The following is an 18,253-nucleotide window of genomic DNA, read 5'->3' as shown; positions in this document are numbered from 1 at the left end:
AGCAATCATTTTTCCATCAATGCCAAGAGGCGCTTATGCTCGATACCCTGTGTGTAGCTTTGAAGGGGACGCCGCGCGTCGTCGTCCAAGTGCTCAAGGAAAAAGGGGCGCTGTCGGCGGCTCAGCTCGTCGCCGAGACCGGTCATCCTGAAAAGTCGGTCAGAATGGCGCTTGGCGAGCTGGAGAAGGCGCGGTTGGTCAAACGCGAAGGTGATGCCTACGCCGTTGCTTGCCGGGACGAGATGCCGCCGATGTCGCGCGTCCCCTTCAACAATGAGCTTGGGCGTAGGGTGTACGCTACCGCCTGCGCCGAGTGCTGGAAGAAGTGGCAGGCCCAGCAACTCGTCCTGATGAATCACTTTGGTTTGAATCCGCTTGATCCACAGGCTCAAAAGTTTCTGTTTGGCGCAATGGAGTCGTTTTTCTTTGGCGACGGAACGCCGCCGATGATGATTGACACGACGTTGCAGGGCCAGATCAGTCACCTTGAATAGCTGCAAGCGCCGGCAACGTCGGAAAGACATGGGTTTCCAGCGCCGCGAGGGTCGCCGCAACCGCGCTGGCGGCCTGCGCCCAAGTCGCCTGCGCCCGGCGACCTAGCGCCGCGGCGTGCGCCGGATTGGTTAGCAACGTCTCCAAGGCTGCGGCAAGGTCACGCCGCAACGCATCCACCGGACCTGGAGCGAGTCGCCATACGGCATCGGCGGCGCAGAAGCGATCCATAATCGCGCGGAAATTCTCAGTGTACGGCCCTGTTACCACCGGCCGTCCGGCGGCGGCCGGTTCAAGAATGTTGTGTCCGCCGCGTGGGACGAGGCTGCCGCCGACAAACGCCACGTCGGCCCAACGGTAAGCGGCGGCGAGTTCGCCGATGGTATCGAGAAGGATGACTTCGGCCTGCGCATCGTCCGACCGCGGCTGCGTACGGCGGGCGATGCGCCACCCGAACCGTCTAAGTTCGCGTCCAACGCTGGCAAAGCGCTCAGGATGCCTTGGCGCAAGCAGCAGGCGACAAGGCTTCAAAGCCGGCGTCATGCGGAGTTGGGCGAAGACTTCAGCAAGGATGACTTCTTCACCTTCAACTGTGCTGCCGGCGACGATGCAGGGACGGCCGTCACCGAGGCTGAATTGCCGCTGAAGGTCGGCGGCGATGCGGTCGCGGCGCCGCTGCTCGGTTGCGTCCGGCGGCGCGTATTTGAGGTTGCCGGTGGTAATGACGCGCGCAGGCGGCGCACCAAGTGCAATGATGCGCGCTGCATCTTCGTCAGATTGCATGAGGCACAGCGTAAAGCGGCACAAGAGATCGCCCATCGCTGATCCAAGACAACGGTAGCGGACGAACGAACGGTCAGAAAGTCGTCCATTGGCGAGGACGACTGGGATACCGCGTTGGGCGCAGGCGTGTAAAAAGTTGGGCCAGATTTCTGTTTCTAGAATAACGACTAACGCCGGTTTCAGCGCGGCGAGGGCTCGTTCCGTCACCCACGGCAGGTCGAGCGGAAAGTAAAAGTGCCGCCCCATCCAGTCCAGTTGTTCCCGGGCGCGCGCCTGTCCGGTTTCCGTCGTCGTCGAGATCACAAAATGCGCTCTTGGAAGGCGTTCACGCAGGGCCTGGGCCAAAGGCTGTCCGGCAAGGACTTCGCCAACGGAGACGCAATGAAACCAGATAGTTGGCGTCGGCGCAGCGGAGAGTTGTGGGACGAATCGTTCGCGGAGGTGACGCCAATCCCTCCTTCGGCGGAGCGCGCGTAGCCCGTAATAGCCCAACCAGAGCGGCGCGCTGACCGTCAGCGCCGTGTTGTACAACCGGAACGGAAAATGTGTAAACACACCTATGGCCGTCGTAAACGATGCGGCGGCTCTGAAGGAGCGGTGCGCAAGGCGCGCAGGTTACTTGGCGCGTTCGACGTATTTCCCTTCGCTTGTATCCACCCGAATAATATCGCCTTCCTTGATGAAGCCGGGGACGCTGATTTGCAGTCCCGTTTCAAGCTTGGCCGGTTTACTTGAACCTGTCACCGTCGCGCCCTTCAGTTCCGGCTCCGTTTCAATGACCTTCAGCTCGACCACCGCTGGAAGCTGGATGGCGACCGGCTGCCCGTTGTAGACCTCGACCTGAATGGTCGTATCCGCCTTCAAGTATTTCAGCGCGTCACCCAAGATTTCTTCTTCCAGCCCAACCTGCTCGTAGGTGGTGACATCCATAAAGTAGTGGGTGTCACCTTCACTATACAGATACTGCATCTCGTGCTGTTCAAGAGTGGCGCGTTCCACATCCTCCGTCGCGCTGAAACGGTGCTCAAACGTTGTACCGGTGATGAGGTTTTTGAGTTTGGTCTGCATTATTGCCCGCAGGTTGCCGGGCGTATGGTGGCGGCATTCAAGGACGCGGTGCGGTTGGTTATCGAACAAGACGATCATTCCACGCCGAATCTGGTTGGCTCGCATAGCTCACAAGAAACTCCTCATCGTCAGTGAGGGCGACGCTGTTGGGGAGCAGTCGCCGGGTGCGACAGCCGAAAGAGGCATTTTTCGGCCGCCATAAAGGAAAAGACGCTACCGAACCGCCGCCAAGCCGGTCAAGCGGAGGCGTCGGCGGCGTCTCCATCGGTGGGTTGGTAGGGAATTCCGTAGGCACGCAGCTTTTCGTACAGGTTTTTGCGACTGATGCCCAAGATGCGCGCGGCCTCGGCTTTGCGCCAGCCGACGTGACGCAAAATTTCGCGGATGTAGGCCGCTTCGAGTTCGGCCAACGTTGGCTTGCGCGAGGCATGTCGAATGAGAGCCGTTGCCGAGGTCATCCGCGAAGGCAAATGCTCGCGCCGAATGCAGCCGTCGGGCGTCGCTAGAGCCGCGTGCTCGATGGCGTGCCGCAGTTCCCGAACATTGCCGGGGAAGTCATACCGCTCAAGAAACGTCAGCGTTTCCGCTTCGAGCTTGAGGGACGGCAAATGGTTGCGCTGCGCCGCCAACTTGAGGAAATGCCGGGCGAGCGGTGGAATGTCGGCTGGGCGGTTCCGCAACGGCGGCACTTCCAAGGCAACAACGTTCAGGCGGTGAAAGAGGTCGGCGCGAAAGGCTCGGCGCGCGACAGCGGCGGCGAGATCGGTGTTCGTCACGGCGATAAACCGTACATCGAGCGTCAGCAGGCGGACGCCACCCAGCCGCATCACGCGCCGTTCTTCAATCACCCGAAGCAGCTTCGCCTGCGCCGTCGGCGACAATGCCGCCACTTCGTCAAGGACCAGCGTCCCGTGCTGTGCGGCTTCAAACCTCCCGGCTTTTGCCGCCGTTGCGCCGGTGAACGCGCCTCGCTCGTACCCAAACAACTCGGCTTCGAGTAGCGGTTCCGGTAGTGCACCGCAGTCAATGACGACGAATGGCCCAGCGGCGCGGCGGCTGTGTTCGTGCAGCCAGCGGGCCAGCAAACTCTTCCCGACGCCGCTTTCACCAGTAATGACCACAGTGGCGTCCGTTGGCGCGATGCGCGCCGCATCCTTCAGGAGCGTTTGTATGGGAGCCGACGCACCAATGAAGAGTTCGGAAGTGGTCATAAGCGGCGGCGTTGCGTAGGATCAGCCGCGTAGATTAATCCCTAGCGCCTTAATGCGGCGATACAGGTAGCTCCGGTCAATACCCAGCGCCTCGGCGGCCTGAGCAACATTGCCATTGCACTCGGCGAGTTTACGGCGCACCAGTTCACGCTCAAAGGCTTCGCTTCCTTCGCGCAGCGAGCCGAACTGGAAGCTGGCCCAGATGGAATTCGGCGTCGGGTCTAAGGGAATCCGGTCGGCTGTTACTGGTGAAACCGATTCCGTAATAATCAGCCGTTCGATGAGGTTGCGTAACTCGCGTACGTTGCCGGGCCAGTCATGCCGCCGCAACTTGTCATAAGCGTCTTCAGTCAGGGTTATAGGCGGACGCGCGTATTGCCGACTGAAGTTCCGAACGAAATGTTCGACCAGCGCCGGAATGTCTTCGAGGTGTTCCCGGAGCGGAGGAGCTTGAAAGGGAACGACATTGAGCCGATAAAACAGGTCGGCGCGGAACTGCCCGCGTTCAATAGCCTCGTCAAGTCGCTTGTTGGTGGCCGCGATCACGCGCACGTCTACATGGCGTGCGCTCTGGCCGCCGACCGGTTCAATCAGACCAGTCTCAAGAACGCGCAGCAGTTTAGCCTGCATCCGTAGGCTCATATCGCCGACCTCATCGAGGAAAAGCGTACCGCCGTCGGCCTGCTCGAACTTGCCGCGCCGGGACTCAGTGGCGCCGGTAAAAGCGCCTTTGACGTGACCGAACAGCTCCGATTCAATCAGGTCTTCTGGGACGGCGGCGCAGTTGACGGCGACAAACGGTCGGTCGGCGCGTTTGGAGGCGGCGTGCAGGGCGAGAGCGACGAGCTCCTTACCGGTCCCGGATTCGCCGTAAATCAAAACGCGCCCGTCGGTTGGCCCAGTTAGCGCAATCTGTTGCCGGAGCGCCCGCATCGGCGCGCTCTGTCCGACGATCAGGCTGTCGCTGACGGCGCTAAGCGCCGGGCGGTGAGTTTCAATCGCGTGGCGCACCGCTTGGATTGTGCGCTCAATGTGAAGTGGTTTCTCAATGAAGTCGCTTGCCCCTAGCCGGATGGCGCGTACAGCGGTGTCAATCGTTCCGTGACCGGAAATCATGACAACAGGAATGTGCGGGTAACGGCGGCGAATTTCTTCAAGCGTTGCGATACCGTCGAGTTGGCTGTTCGGCATATAGATGTCGAGCAGGATGCAGTCCACCGACGTAGTCGCCAACCGGCGCAGGGCTGCATCACCGCTTTCGGCTTTTTCCACAACAAAGCCTTCGTCTTCGAGTACGCCGCGCAGCGACTCCCGAATTCCACGTTCATCGTCCACAATCAAAACCGTTTCCGCCATAGCGTTTTTGCTGACGCCGCTGCGATACGAAACGAGCCGACGGAGGCGTTTATGGCTTATGCACGTTGTTTTGGTCGAGCCAAAACTCCATGTCAACACCGACAATATTGCCTGTATCTGCGTATGCGCCGAAACAAACCGTACTTAGCGCACCCACGCTCACTTGCCGAACCCGTTCTGCGCCAAGCCGGTTTGGACTACCGGCGTTTGCTTGACTTGCACAAGTGGAAATCTTTCTCCGATTTGTGCGCGGCGCATCCTATTAGGCGGTTTTTTGATCGAAACCGGTCGGGTACAGACTGTAGCGACTCCCCTATGGCGCAGATGACCTTCTAGGGCGCTTTCTGAAGCAATGTGGCGAGTCAACCTGCTGGCGTGGTGGCAAGAAGCGGTCACAGGGCTTCAGGCAAGACTGCCTCGTAGCGGCGGCAGAGACCCTGCCGTGGCAGGCGAGGGCGGTTGAATACGCCCGACCACCAAGAAACCGGCGCGCTTCTTGAAACAGGCGTTGTGGAAGCTGGTTTTGGCGACGGATACGGTAACGGGGCTGCCTGTGGCAAAACCGGGCCGTTCTCCGGCGGTCCGGCTGTAGCGTCGTCCGCTGCACGGCTTCAGGCGTAAATAGAGGGCGCGTGGCCCAGCCTTGCGCGCAGCATGCGCCGCGCTGCCTGTCAGCTGTCGCCCGCTTGCAGGCGGGAGGCCAGCGGGCCACTAACGCTCGCCGACCGCCACGCGGGGGCTGCGGCGCTCTCTTTCCTGATACTAATCAGCCAGCGTCGCCAAGCAGTGCGCGTCCTCTTCCAAAGCCGAGGGCGTCAGGCGACAGGGCAGCAGCCATTTGCTGTAACGGCTGACACGTCCCCGTACCACATCGCCGTAGAGCGCTTGGAGGCGGCGTGTCAGCGGACCCACCTGACCGTCCCCAATCGGACGCCGATCCACCGACCCAATTGCGGCGATTTGCGCTCCTGTCCCGCAGAAGAACACTTCGTCGGCGATGTACAACTCGGACCGATCAATTGGCCGAAACTCCGTCTCCACGCCGAGTTCCCACCGCGCCAACTCAACCACCGTATGGCGCGTGATGCCTTCCAGAATGTCGGCGTAAACCGGCGTCGTCACGAGCCGACCGTCCCGGACAATGAAGATGTTCATCGCCGCGCCTTCCGCCACCTTGCCAGCGGCGTTCAGGACGATGGCCTCATCGTAGCCGTTGTCGCGGGCCTCAGTCGCCGCCAGCGCCGAGTTAACATATGCGCCGCAGATTTTCCCGCGCGCCGGAATGGCGTTGTCCTCGACGCGCCGCCATGACGAGACCCCGACCGCCAGCGGCCGACTCGTATCCACGTAGTCACGCATCGGCACGACGAACATCGTCAACGCCTCGCCGGGCGACAGTTTCGTCCCAATTTGGCGCGCGGTTTTATAGGCCAGCGGACGCACATACACATCTTCACGGTAGCCGTTGCGCCGGACGAGTTCGGCCGTCAGTTCACACAACGCATCCGCGTCATAGGGAAGTTTCATCTTCAGCAGTGAAGCGTTCTGCAATAGTCGCACGAAGTGCTCACGCGGACGGAACAGGTAAATCTCTTCATCGTCAGCGTTCCAGTAGCCACGAATGCCCTCAAAAACGGCTGTGCCGTAGTTGAAAGCATGCGTCATGACATTGACGTTAGCTTCGGCCAACGGCACGAAGCTCCCCTCAAAAAAGGCGATTTCATGATGGCGCATGAGTGGCGTCTCCCTATGAAAACGAACTGACTTCCACCAAATCTACACGCTCGACCGGTTCAATCGAGCCAGAAAACCGTAATGCGCTTGACGTGACGCACCATGCGCGTCAGACCAGCGGCACTGTCCGACTGTGAAAACGTTCGGCGGTGCGGCTGGTAGTTCGACTAAGCATGGCTTTGGCCGTCGCGCCGATGATCCGCATGCCGCGCTCAATCTGTTCCAGCGTGACGTGGCCGTAGCTCAGGCGCAGCGTGTTTCGCTGCGGATTGTCGCAGTAAAACAATCGCCCCCGGCTGAAGACGACGCCCTGTTGCCGGACTTGATAAAGCAACTCCGTTGCATCCAGCGCCTTCGGCAGCGTCACCCACAGGAACAACCCGCCCGCCGGCCGCGTCCAAGTCGTCCCAGAAGGAAAGTCCGCCGCCAGTCGCTCCAGCATCGCGTCGCGGCGCGCGCGATAGATGGGACGGATTCTCTCCAGATGCGCTTCGTAGCGCTTGCGCCGGCAAAAGTCCCACAGCGCCGATTGCAGCAGCGGTGAAGTTGTAATGTCGCTGTTTTGTTTGAACGCCGTCAGGCGCGCAATCACCGGACGCGCCGCCGCACACCACCCAATGCGCAGCCCTGGTAACAAGCTCTTGGAGAAATTGCTGACATAGATGACATGTTCGGTGTCGTCCAGCGCCTTCAGGTGTGGCAGCGCGTCGCCGTCAAACCGGAGGTGCGAACCGTAGTCGTCCTCGACAATCGGCAGGTTGTGCTCGCGCGCCAGCGCCAGCAGCCGGCGGCGACGCTCCCAGCTCAGACACGCGCCGGTCGGGTTCTGAAAACTCGGCACGACATAAACCAACTTTGGACGCTGCACCTTGAGGACGTTTTCCAGCACGTCCACACACAAACCGTCCTCGTCCACCGGAATCGGCAGCAGACGCGCGCCGGCCAATGCAAAGGCGGTCATCGCACCCGGATAGGTTGGATTTTCAATCGCTACGGTGTCGCCGGGCGAAATCAGCGCGCGGGCAATCAAATCAAGCGCCTGCTGGGAGCCGCTCGTTACAATGATGTTGTCGGCGGTGACATCCACTCCGCTCTCGCGCATCCGCTGCGCCAGATACTCGCGCAGCCGCTCGTAGCCGGCGACCGGGCCGTAGCGATAGACTTCGTCCCCTAGCGTCCGTTCGGCGAAGTGCAGCGAGTTGCGAAATTCGCGGGTCGGAAACGAGGCCGCGTCTGGGAACGAACCAGAAAAGGAAATGACATCGCGCAGCGTACTAACCTGATACAAGTCTAGCAGCGACTCGACGACCGGACTTTGGGCGCGTTCTGAGAAGACGCCTTCCCAGACCATTTTGCGGGACGGTGCGCGGCGCGTGCGCTCTTCCGGCGGAACAACCTCGGCGAGCGTCCGCCGGGCGACAAACGTTCCGCGCCCAACAAACGATTCCACCGCGCCATCCGCCAGCAGTTCCTCGTAGGCCATTGCCACCGTGCTCCGGTTGATGCCAAGCTGCTGCGCCAACTCGCGCGTCGCTGGCAACCGCGCACCCGGCGCAAGTTTCCCGTCGCGGATAGCCGCCAGCACGGCTTCCTTGATCTGCAGGTACACCGGCGTTTTGGAGTGGTGGTCGAGGGTAATGTGCATGCCGTTGCCGTCGGCGGGGGACGCGAAAGGATGGGTTGATTTTTAGCGCTTGGCACAGCATCTTACGGCAAAACAACCTGAAGAAAACAGCCAATCCGTTTTTTTATACCAGCCATTTTGCCTAACTTATGTCGGACGTTTGGCTCTTCGCTCCTGAAAGCAACGCGCGCCACGACACCGGGCCCCACCCAGAGACGGTGGCGCGGACGGCAAGCATCGTGCAGGCGCTTAGAAGCGACCCGCAACTGCGTGAGACATGTCGCTGGGGGACGCCGCGCATGGCGTCCGACGCGGAATTGTTTCAAGTGCATACGCCTGAGCATGCTGCGCAGGTAGCGGCGGCGGTGCGGAAGACGCAGCAGGCTGGGCGACGGGCGGCGCTCGACCCTGATACAGTTGTCTCGGCCGGCTCGTACGAGGCGGCGCAGTATGCGGCGGGTGCGGCGTTGGCCGCCGTTGAAGCCGTCAGCGGCGGCGCAGCGCGGCGAGCGTTCGTGGCTGTTCGTCCGCCGGGCCATCATGCGACGGCGAACCGCGCTATGGGTTTTTGTCTGTTCAACAATGTCGCGGTCGCTGCGCGCCATGCGCAGCAACTTGGCTTCCGGCGCGTCCTCATCGTGGATTGGGACGTTCACCACGGCAACGGTACGCAAGAGATCTTCTACGCCGACCCTTCGGTGTTTTTCTTCTCGGTTCACCAGTTTCCGCACTACCCCGGCACAGGAAGCCGATGGGAGTGCGGAACAGGCGAGGGCGAAGGGTACACGCTGAATGTTCCGCTGGCGGCAGGGACGACTGCCGCCGAGTATCGCCGGGCGTTCGAGACGGCGCTAACGACAATCCTGCGCCGGTTTCACCCGGATTTTGTCTTGATTTCGGCTGGCTTTGACGCTCACGAAAGCGACCCCCTGGGTGACCTCAATCTGACCGACGACGACTTTGTGCATCTGACCCGCTTGGTCACGAATGTAGCCGACACCTACTGCGCCGGACGGGTCGTTTCGGTGCTTGAAGGCGGCTATAACCTAACCACGTTGCCGCAGACGGTGCGTGCACATGTTGCGGCGCTCACTGGCTAAACCACTTACGCAAACTGAACTTTGAGCGGATGACATGCGGATGAAGCGACCGGCGGCGCGCTCACGGCTTCGACGACAACGCTCCACACAATCACGGCGGATGGCACGCGAAACCAACGCCAAAGCAGCGGCGTTTGCGTGGCTGCGCCGCCTCAAACAACGCTTCGCACGCTACATCGGCAAAACCTACGGGCATCTGGCCGCCGATTGCGCCGTCTGCCCGACGCCCTGCTGCGCCGACGCCCAATTCGTCAATGTCCACATCGTCCGACTCGAAGCCGAAGCGATGCTGGAAACCCTGCGCCGCAGCCCTAAACACGGACCCGACAAAGTGCGCGAAGTCCTCGCACGAGCGCATGCCGCCGTCGTCCGGTACGGCCTGACGGAAACCGGCGACACATTCGCGCAAACCTACGCCTGCCCGCTGTTCGAGCCGGGCGTCGGCTGCCTCGTTCACTGGAAGGCCAAGCCGGCGGCCTGCATTCAGCACGGCTGTTACGAGCGATGGGAAGACCTGCCCGAAACTGGTACGCAGCGCGCAGTCGAGCGACAGGTCGCGGCGCTTGACGAAGCCGTTCATGGCGCGCCCGCCGTCTGGTTGCCTATTCCGCTCTGGATAACCAAACTGGAGGCCGACGACGACGCGCTGCTACGGTGAACATCACCGCCGCCGCTGGCGTTTTGTCACCCGGAAATCTGAACCGTCCCAGCAAAGCGGGAGGAAATTGTCGCCATGCCGCCGACCGTCTGGTGCGCTCAGCACGCCGTGCGCTTTCCATTCAATCCGGCGGCGGTCGAGCAAACCTGCCCGGCCGGCCACGGTTTGCGACTGGAAGGCGTCACAGGCTATTGCCCGGTTTGCGATCTCCACTGGGACGCACGGCAGGCGGAACACCCAGACGTTTGCCCCTACTGCCAAGCGCCCGATGCAACCCGCCGCCTGTGCCACGTCTGCGAGCGGATCACGTACCTGCCAAACGGCGCAGCCAACCAACCGCGCTGTTCCGGCTGCGGCGCAACCTTCGCCGGCGAGGCCGCGCCCCATGCGTGCCGCGTTTTGCGGACAACCATCGTTACGCAGCGGCGGCATTGCCCGGCCTGCCATGAGACAGTGACGCTGCTGGTCACCGTGGGCGTCGTTGCGCCGAGCACTGTCCCCCAGAGCGCCGCCGCACAACCGCCGGCCAGTGCGCAGGAAACAACCGCGCCAACAGCCGCAGCTCAGGAGGACGCTGCGGTGGACAGGGCGGCGGTCGTCAGCTCGGACGGCATCGCCATCACAACGCCGGTACGGGTGCGCGAACTGCACCAGCAGTATTTGCCGAAACTCATTCGCGTCCACTTCGACTACAACCTGCGCCGCTTTTTCCGCAACGAGAAGGGGCTGTTTTACGCCTGCGGCGTCGGCGTCCCACCGCAGGCGTACCACATCATCCCTAGTTGGTCGCGCTTTGGCGTCGCCGGGGATTTCATTCACTGGTTTTCCGAGATTTTTGATTGCGACCAGCCGCGCGGCGGCGACATCTGGGTTCACGCGCCGGCTGTGGCCGACGCCGAGGGCATCCTACAGCGTAAAGGCAAACTGGAAGTCAATCGCCCGCCGGACGCGCCGCCTGCCCCGACCATCACGCCTCCAGCGAGCGCCCGTGATGCGTTGCTCTCAGACGCCGCGAGCAGATCGCCGGTCGCGCCGCCGGTGACGCCGGAGCGTCCTGCCGCCGCCCCGTTGGAGCCGACAAACCAGACGCCGCCGGCGCCGGCTTCAACCGCGCCGCCGCAGCCAACGGAGCCGACGACCGACCGGCGTCCCTGGCAGTGGCTGCCGTGGTTTGCGGCCGGCGTCGTCGCCGCCGGCGTCGGCGGTTTCGGCGTCTGGAAAGCGTACGTGGCGTCGCCGCCCGCCGGGAACACACCACAGCCCGCTGCTCCGCGTCCCGCATCACGCCCCAATCAGCCCCAGACGGAAACGCAAAGCAGCCGGGAAGCCATCCTGACGGCGCTGGACGGCTTAGCCCAGTCCTTCAGCGCGCAGCAGCGCGAACACTACCGAAGCTATTTCGACGCAACGCTCCGCCCATACTACAACCGCCGCGAAGGAACGGCGGAGCGCGCCGCAAGCGATATGGCCAAGCTTTGGGAAACCTACGCGCCGCTCTCGATGACGCACGACGCCCCGCAGGTACAACTTGACGCCGGAGGCAAAACCGCGACGGTGACGACCAACCGAACGCTGACCGGCCGCCACCGCCAAACCGGTGCCGCGTTGAACGACACCACCCGGATCGCCTACCGCTTCGTCAAGCGCGGCCGGTACTGGTTGGTGGCGGGCGTGCAGGAGATCAGGCCGACAACGGGTGCGCCTTCCAAATCGAAAGCAGCTCGATAGTAAGCAGATTGGCGTGCAGCAGCGTCCTGCACCGTAAACGGCGACGCGCCGACTTTTTTGAGGACAGCGGCCATCTTTGAAGCATTGCAAGCGTTTTGCGCCGAAAACGATACAGTGGTCGCCATCTTGTCACCCCATCGGCGGTCGTTTACCGTCGCAGCGCAAGCGATTTTTTCTTTTAGGGAGGCGCGGCCGTGGGCGCGCAAATCCTCGATGGGGCGCTGGTCGCCTCAAAACTCAACGCGGAAACAGCCGAACGCTGCCGCCGTCTGACGACGCAGGGCGTCCGGCCGGGACTGGCCGCCGTCCTTGTCGGCGATAATCCGGCGTCACGAACATACGTCACCGCCAAGGCCAAAACCTGTACGCGGTTGGGGCTGCATTCCGAAGTCATCCCACTCCCGGCTGAAACGACAACCACCGAACTGCTCGCCTTGGTCGCTACGCTCAACGCACGAACCGATATTCACGGCATCCTCGTTCAACTGCCGCTGCCGCCGCAGATCGACGCCCCGGCCGTCATTCGAGCGATTGACCCGGACAAGGATGTGGACGGCTTTCATCCGGTCAACGTCGGACGCCTCGCCCTCAAACAGGAGGGCTTTGTGCCCTGTACCCCAGCGGGCGTACTGGCGCTTTTGGATCACTACGACCTGCCGCTGCGCGGGCGGCGGGCGGTCGTTTTGGGGCGGAGCGCCATTGTCGGTTTGCCCCTAGCGCTGTTGCTGCTGCACCGCGACGCAACCGTGACGGTGTGCCACTCCCGTACGCCCGATTTAGCCGCCGTAGCCCAAACAGCGGACATCCTCATCGCCGCCATCGGACGAACAGCGCTCGTCACGGCGGATTTCATTCGTCCCGGCGCGGTGGTGGTGGATGTCGGTATCAATCGCATCACGACGCCGGCTGAAGTCGAGACCTACTTCGGCGGCGATCCAACCCGGTTGGCTGAACTAGAGAAGAAGGGCTACACGCTGATTGGGGACGTGCATCCGCTTCAGGCGGCCGAACGCGCCGGCTATCTCACGCCAGTTCCCGGCGGCGTCGGGCCGCTGACCATCGCCATGCTAATGCGCAATACGACGCTCGCTGCTGAGCGCGCTTGCCGCCGATAGCGAATGCTCCATAATCGCCGGCGTGTTCCCCCGGCGACCTGGCAAGAATGCGCTGCGGTTTGGCTTCAGCTTCAGCGCAGCTGGTATGAATGGGCTGTTTGACGAAAGTTTTTACGTAGCGCCAATGCTGGAAAGCGACCTAGCGGCGGTAGTCGAGCTGGAGCGACTGGCTCGCCTGAGTCGTTGGGGCTATGAGAGCTACCGCGCGGAGCTGCGCCATAATCCGCTGGCGGTCATGTTGGTGGTACGCGGCCAAGCGCCGTTCGTGACACGACCGATCTATGGTTTTCTGGCTGGCCGCGTCCAGCCTTCCGCCCGTCACGACGGCCGCGAACTGCATATCGCCAACCTCGCTGTCTATCCCGAAGTGCGGCGGCGCGGGTTGGGGCGGCGGTTGTTGAAGGAGGCGCTGTACACGGGACGGCTCTACGGCGCAGCGACGGCCTTTCTTGAGGTGCGCCCGTCAAATACAGCGGCGCAGGCGCTCTATGCGTCGCTGGGTTTTGTTGCCGTCGCCTACCGGCGCGGTTTTTACACCGACCCGCCAGAAGATGGCCTGATGATGGAAGTCAAGCTCTAGCGCTTTCCCGGCAAAGGCCCAGCGAAGACATAGTGGGAACGGATTGACGCCCGCCCGCTTGAGAATGCTGTTCGCCGTCAGAGCGGCGCTGCGCCGCTCGTGAACGCTCTAAAGATGAAGCTTGAAGACCTGCAACCCAGCGTTGTCGTCCGGGGCATTCTCCCGGATGCGGCCGTCACCGTTGTCAGCGTCACTTGGCACGGGACGGACGCGCTGACCTTGGTGTACCGCGATCCGTCCGGCGGCGTCGCCGACGAACTCCTCTTTCGCAGCGACGAAACGCGGCTGACCGTCGTTGCCGACGCCCGCCCGTGGCGCTTTGATGGGGACGGCGCGCTGTTTCGGCTCACGGCTGAAGCTCATCGCATCCGGCTGGCGCATCTGTTTGACCCGCTCCTCGCCGTTCACACCTCGCTGATTGAACCGCTGCCGCACCAGATTACGGCAGTCTATGAAGCGATGCTCCCGCGCCAACCGTTGCGCTTTCTCCTCGCCGATGATCCCGGCGCCGGCAAGACGATTATGACCGGACTCCTCATCCGGGAACTGATGGCGCGCGGCGACCTGCGCCGCTGTCTGATCATCTGCCCCGGCAACCTCGTCGAACAGTGGCAGGACGAACTGGCACGGCGCTTCCACCTGCCGTTTGAAATCCTCACCAAGGATAAGCTGGAAGCGGCGCGCACCGGCAACTGGTTCCTCGAACACGACCTCGCCATCGCCCGCCTCGATAAACTCGCCCGCGATGAAACCGCCCAGCGCCGACTCGCCGCGCCCGACAACCGCTATGACTTGGTGGTGTGCGACGAAGCGCACAAGCTCTCCGCCGCGTTTCTCGGCGACGAAGTCCGGTACACCAAACGCTACAAGCTGGGACAACTCGTTTCCGGTCTGACCCGCCACCTGCTGCTGCTGACGGCGACGCCCCACAACGGCAAAGAAGAGGACTTCCAGCTCTTTCTCGCTCTGCTCGACCCCGACCGCTTTGAGGGACGCTTCCGCGAAGGCGTCCACCGGACGGATGTCGGCGACCTCATGCGGCGAATGGTCAAGGAAAACCTGCTCAAATTCGACGGAACGCCGCTGTTCCCGGAGCGTATCGCCCACACCGTCCCGTACCCGCTCTCGCCGCCGGAAGCCCAGTTGTATCAGGCCGTCACCGACTATGTCCGCGAAGAGTTCAATCGCGCCGAGGCGCTGCCCAACAACCAGCGCGCCGGGACGGTTGGTTTTGCGCTCACCATGCTGCAACGTCGGCTGGCGTCGTCGCCGGAAGCCATCTATCAGTCGCTACGCCGCCGCCGCGAACGCTTGGAGAAACGCCTGCGTGAACTGGAGCAGCTTCAGCAAGCGGCGGACGCCGCCGCCGTGCTGGACACGGCGCCATTGCTCGACGCCGATGACCTCGAAGACCTTGAAGACGCACCCGAACGCGAAATCGAAGCCGCCGAAGCCACCGTACTCGATCAGGCGACCGCCGCCCGCACCGTCGCCGAACTTCAGCTTGAAATCCAGACGCTGGCGCGACTCGAAACGCTGGCCGCCGACATCCGCCGCCGCCGTCAGGATACGAAGTGGCGGCAACTGTCCCACCTGCTTGATGAAATCTTCCACTGTGCCGAATCGGAAACAACCGCCGAACCGATGCCGCGCCAAAAGCTGGTCGTCTTCACCGAACACCGCGACACGCTCCGCTACCTCGAACACAACATTGTCGCCCATCTCGGCCGACCACAGGCCGTCGTCGTCATCCACGGCGGGATGAGCCGCGAAGAACGCCGCAAGGCGCAGGAACGTTTCCTGTACGACCCGGAAACACAGGTTCTGCTCGCTACCGACGCCGCCGGTGAAGGCGTCAACCTGCAACGCGCCCACTTGATGATCAACTACGACCTGCCGTGGAATCCAAACCGGCTCGAACAACGCTTCGGACGGATTCACCGCATCGGGCAGACGGAAGTGTGCCACCTGTGGAATCTGGTCGCCGAAGGAACGCGCGAAGGCGACGTGTACCGTCGCCTGCTGGAAAAGCTCGACGAAGCCCGCATGGCGCTGGGCGGACGGGTCTTTGACGTTCTCGGCCGGTTGCAGTTCGACGGCCGCCCCCTGCGCGAACTGATGCTGGAGGCCGTCCGCTACGGCGACCGCCCCGACGTGCGGGCGCGTCTGACGCAGGCGGTTGAAAACGCCGTGGATACGGCGCGCTTGCAGACGTTGCTGGAGGAACGGGCGCTCGCCCATGACGTGATGGATGTCACCCGCGTTGCGCGCGTCCGCGAGCAGATGGAACGCGCCGAAGCGCATCGCCTCCAGCCGCACTACATCGAGTCGTTCTTTCTGGAAGCGTTTCGGCGGCTGGGCGGGCGCATTCATGAGCGCGAGCCGCGCCGCTACGAGATTACGCATGTCCCGGCGCCGATCCGTCATCGCAACCGACGCGGCGGCGACGCCGTGCTGACGCGCTACGAGCGCGTCGTGTTCGAGAAGTCGCTCATTGCCCCACCCGGCCGACCACCCGCCATCTTCGTCCACCCCGGACACCCGTTGCTGGACGCCGTGCTGGATTTGACGTTGGCAAGCCACCGCGACCTGTTCAAGCGCGGCGCCGTCCTCGTGGACGAACGCGACCCCGGAACGACGCCGCGCGTGCTTTTCTTCCTCGAACACGCAATTCAGGATGCCGGCCGGCTGTCTTCGGGCGAGCGGCGCACGGTTTCGCGCCGGATGTTGTTCGTCGAAATGTCATCCAACGGCGATGCGCGGTGTTTGTCCCATGCGCCCTATCTGGACTACCGCCCGCTCGCCCCGGGCGAACCCGACGCGGCGGCGTTGCTTGGCCGTCCCGAAGCGGCGTGGATGACGCACGAGTTGGAACAACGAGCGCAGGCCTACGCCATTGCGCAGGTTGTTCCCGAACATCTCCGCGAAGTGCGGGAACGGCGTCTGGCTTGGATCGCCAAGACGCGCGCAGCGGTCAAAGATCGGCTGACAAAGGAAATCGCCTACTGGGATCGCCGCGCCGAAGAGCTGAAGCTTCAGGAGCAGTCCGGCAAAGCCGGCGCACGCCTCAATTCACACGAGGCGCGTCGCCGGGCCGACGAACTGCAAGCCCGCTTGGAACACCGTCTCGCCGAACTTGACCGAGAGGCGCAAATCTCGGCGTCGCCGCCGGTGGTGCTGGGGGCGGCGGTGGTCGTCCCGCTGGGATGGCTGCGGGAGGTTGTTGGAAGCGCCGCGCCTGCGCCGAACGCGACGGCGGAGGATACGCAGGCGACGGCCGCCCGCGCCCGCGCCATTGTGATGGCGGTTGAACGCGAACTTGGGTTTGAGCCAGTTGACCGTGAGACGGAAAAGCTGGGCTACGACATTGAGAGTCGTGTTCCGGGGACGGGGCGACTGCGCTTCATCGAGGTGAAGGGCCGGACGGCGAATGCGCCGACCATCACGGTTACGCGCAACGAAATCCTGACGGCGCTCAACAAGCCGGACGACTATATCTTGGCCATTGTGGAATTCTTTGACGACGGCCGCCATGCCGTGCATTACGTCCGGCGTCCGTTTCAACGCGAGCCGGATTTCGGCGTCACGAGCGTGAACTACCAAACGGCCGATTGGCTAGCGCGGGCCGAGTCGCCCGCCGCGAATCGGGAGGCGATGTATGGGTTGGGCGACCGCTCGGCGTCCGAACGACACAGCACTGGCGAAGGCAAACCCCTGACAGACCACTGACGATGCGATGAACCACCACCTGACACGCAAAAAGTTGATTGAAGTTGCGTTGCCGCTGGACGCCGTCAATCGGGCGGCGGTGCGTGAAAAGTCCATTCGGCACGGGCATCCGAGTACCCTGCATTTGTGGTGGGCGCGCCGACCGCTGGCGGTCGCCCGCGCCGTCCTCTTCGCCCAGATGGTGGACGACCCTGCGGCGCTGCCGGAGTTGTTCCCGACCGAAGCCGAACAGCAGCGGGAACGCGACCGCCTGTTTCGTCTGATGGAGGCGCTGGTACAGTGGGAAAACACCACCAATGAAGCGGTGCTGGAGCAGGCGCGCGCGGAGCTACGCCGGTCGTGGGCGCGTCACGTGCTGGGCGTGGCGGCTTCCAGCCGGCTCTCCGACTCGGAGATCAAAGCCCGGCTCGCTGCGGGCGCGCTGCCCGCGCTTCCCGCCTTCCACGACCCGTTTGCCGGCGGCGGCGCATTGCCGCTCGAAGCCCAGCGGCTGGGACTGGAAGCGTACGCGAGCGACCTCAACCCGGTCGCCGTCCTCATCAACAAGGCGATGATTGAGATTCCGCCGAAGTTCACCGGTCAGCCGCCGGTCAATCCCGAAGCGCGTACGGCGCGGGCGCTCCTTGCCCGCGAATGGCGCGGGGCGCAGGGACTGGCGGCGGATGTGCGCTACTACGGGCAGTGGATGCGCGCGGAGGCGGAGAAGCGCATTGGGTGGTTGTACCCGAAGGTCAAGGTGACGGCTGAAATGGCGCAGACGCGCCCGGACTTGGCAGCCTACGTTGGGCAGGAGTTGACGGTCATTGCGTGGCTGTGGGCGCGGACGGTGAAGAGTCCGAATCCGGCGTTTGGGCAGGTGGACGTGCCGTTGGTTTCGACGTTTATGCTCTCGACCAAGGCGGGCAAGGAGGCGTATGTGGAACCGGTGATTGAGGGCGGCGGCTACCGCTTCACGGTGAAGGTGGGCAAGCCGAAGGATGCGGAGCGGGCGAAGCGCGGGACGAAGCTCGCCCGCGGAGCAAACTTTGAGTGTGTCATGTCAGGGACACCCATTCCGGGTGACTACATCAAGGCT

Annotated in this window: 14 protein-coding genes; 8 read left to right on the top strand and 6 right to left on the bottom strand. The window is 63.0% G+C overall.

Features of this window, described 5'->3' with window-relative positions; genetic code table 11:
• Nucleotides 1-35: 35 nt before the first annotated feature.
• Complete coding sequence (locus NZ585_00070; protein ID MCS7078432.1) at nt 36-494, top strand: Fe(2+)-trafficking protein; 459 nt, start codon at nt 36-38, stop codon at nt 492-494.
• On the opposite strand, the gene NZ585_00065 is transcribed toward NZ585_00070, so the two are convergent.
• The 6 genes from NZ585_00065 to NZ585_00040 form a co-directional block, all read right to left on the bottom strand.
• The gene (locus NZ585_00065; GenBank protein MCS7078431.1) at nt 478-1,830 is read right to left on the bottom strand and encodes a 3-deoxy-D-manno-octulosonic acid transferase; all 1,353 of its coding nucleotides are present in this window, start codon (nt 1,828-1,830) and stop codon (nt 478-480) included. The genes NZ585_00070 and NZ585_00065 overlap by 17 nt on opposite strands.
• 60 nt (nt 1,831-1,890) lie before the next feature.
• Nucleotides 1,891-2,448: an elongation factor P gene (gene efp / locus NZ585_00060; GenBank protein MCS7078430.1), complete on the bottom strand. Its 558-nt coding sequence runs from the start codon at nt 2,446-2,448 to the stop codon at nt 1,891-1,893.
• Between the two features lie 131 nt (nt 2,449-2,579).
• A complete protein-coding gene (locus NZ585_00055; GenBank protein MCS7078429.1) occupies nt 2,580-3,554 on the bottom strand; it encodes a sigma-54 dependent transcriptional regulator in 975 nt (324 codons plus the stop codon).
• Nucleotides 3,555-3,575: 21 nt separating this feature from the next.
• Nucleotides 3,576-4,910 (bottom strand): sigma-54 dependent transcriptional regulator, encoded by a 1,335-nt coding sequence (locus NZ585_00050; GenBank protein ID MCS7078428.1) that lies wholly within the window; start codon nt 4,908-4,910, stop codon nt 3,576-3,578.
• 762 nt (nt 4,911-5,672) lie between these two features.
• Nucleotides 5,673-6,644 carry a branched-chain amino acid transaminase gene (locus NZ585_00045; protein MCS7078427.1) on the bottom strand — a complete coding sequence of 324 codons (972 nt, stop codon included), beginning with the start codon at nt 6,642-6,644 and terminating at the stop codon, nt 5,673-5,675.
• A gap of 109 nt (nt 6,645-6,753) precedes the next feature.
• On the bottom strand, nt 6,754-8,289 hold the full coding sequence (locus tag NZ585_00040; protein MCS7078426.1) for a PLP-dependent aminotransferase family protein: 1,536 nt from the start codon (nt 8,287-8,289) through the stop codon (nt 6,754-6,756).
• Nucleotides 8,290-8,417: 128 nt separating this feature from the next.
• Between NZ585_00040 and NZ585_00035 the strand changes: the two genes are divergently transcribed.
• The 7 genes from NZ585_00035 to NZ585_00005 all read left to right on the top strand — a co-directional run.
• Complete coding sequence (locus NZ585_00035) at nt 8,418-9,368, top strand: histone deacetylase (protein MCS7078425.1); 951 nt, start codon at nt 8,418-8,420, stop codon at nt 9,366-9,368.
• A gap of 34 nt (nt 9,369-9,402) precedes the next feature.
• Entirely contained in the window at nt 9,403-10,026 is a 624-nt protein-coding gene (locus NZ585_00030; protein MCS7078424.1) for a hypothetical protein, read from the top strand.
• A gap of 75 nt (nt 10,027-10,101) precedes the next feature.
• Nucleotides 10,102-11,754, top strand: a complete 1,653-nt coding sequence (locus NZ585_00025; protein ID MCS7078423.1) for a hypothetical protein — start codon at nt 10,102-10,104, stop codon at nt 11,752-11,754.
• 194 nt (nt 11,755-11,948) lie between these two features.
• The gene (locus NZ585_00020) at nt 11,949-12,869 is read left to right on the top strand and encodes a bifunctional 5,10-methylenetetrahydrofolate dehydrogenase/5,10-methenyltetrahydrofolate cyclohydrolase (GenBank protein ID MCS7078422.1); all 921 of its coding nucleotides are present in this window, start codon (nt 11,949-11,951) and stop codon (nt 12,867-12,869) included.
• A gap of 85 nt (nt 12,870-12,954) precedes the next feature.
• Nucleotides 12,955-13,449, top strand: coding sequence for a GNAT family N-acetyltransferase (locus tag NZ585_00015; protein MCS7078421.1), 495 nt, complete (start codon nt 12,955-12,957; stop codon nt 13,447-13,449).
• 114 nt (nt 13,450-13,563) lie between these two features.
• Nucleotides 13,564-17,178 (top strand): helicase-related protein, encoded by a 3,615-nt coding sequence (locus NZ585_00010; protein ID MCS7078420.1) that lies wholly within the window; start codon nt 13,564-13,566, stop codon nt 17,176-17,178.
• A 7-nt stretch (nt 17,179-17,185) separates the two neighbouring features.
• Nucleotides 17,186-18,253, top strand: a 1,068-nt coding sequence (locus NZ585_00005) for a DUF1156 domain-containing protein (protein ID MCS7078419.1), incomplete at its 3' end; no start/stop codon positions are given.

This window comes from Chloracidobacterium sp. (assembly GCA_025057975.1).
GTDB lineage: Bacteria > Acidobacteriota > Blastocatellia > Chloracidobacteriales > Chloracidobacteriaceae > Chloracidobacterium.
Note: the sequence above shows the minus strand (reverse complement) of the source record. Positions and strands in the feature narration are given on the sequence as shown.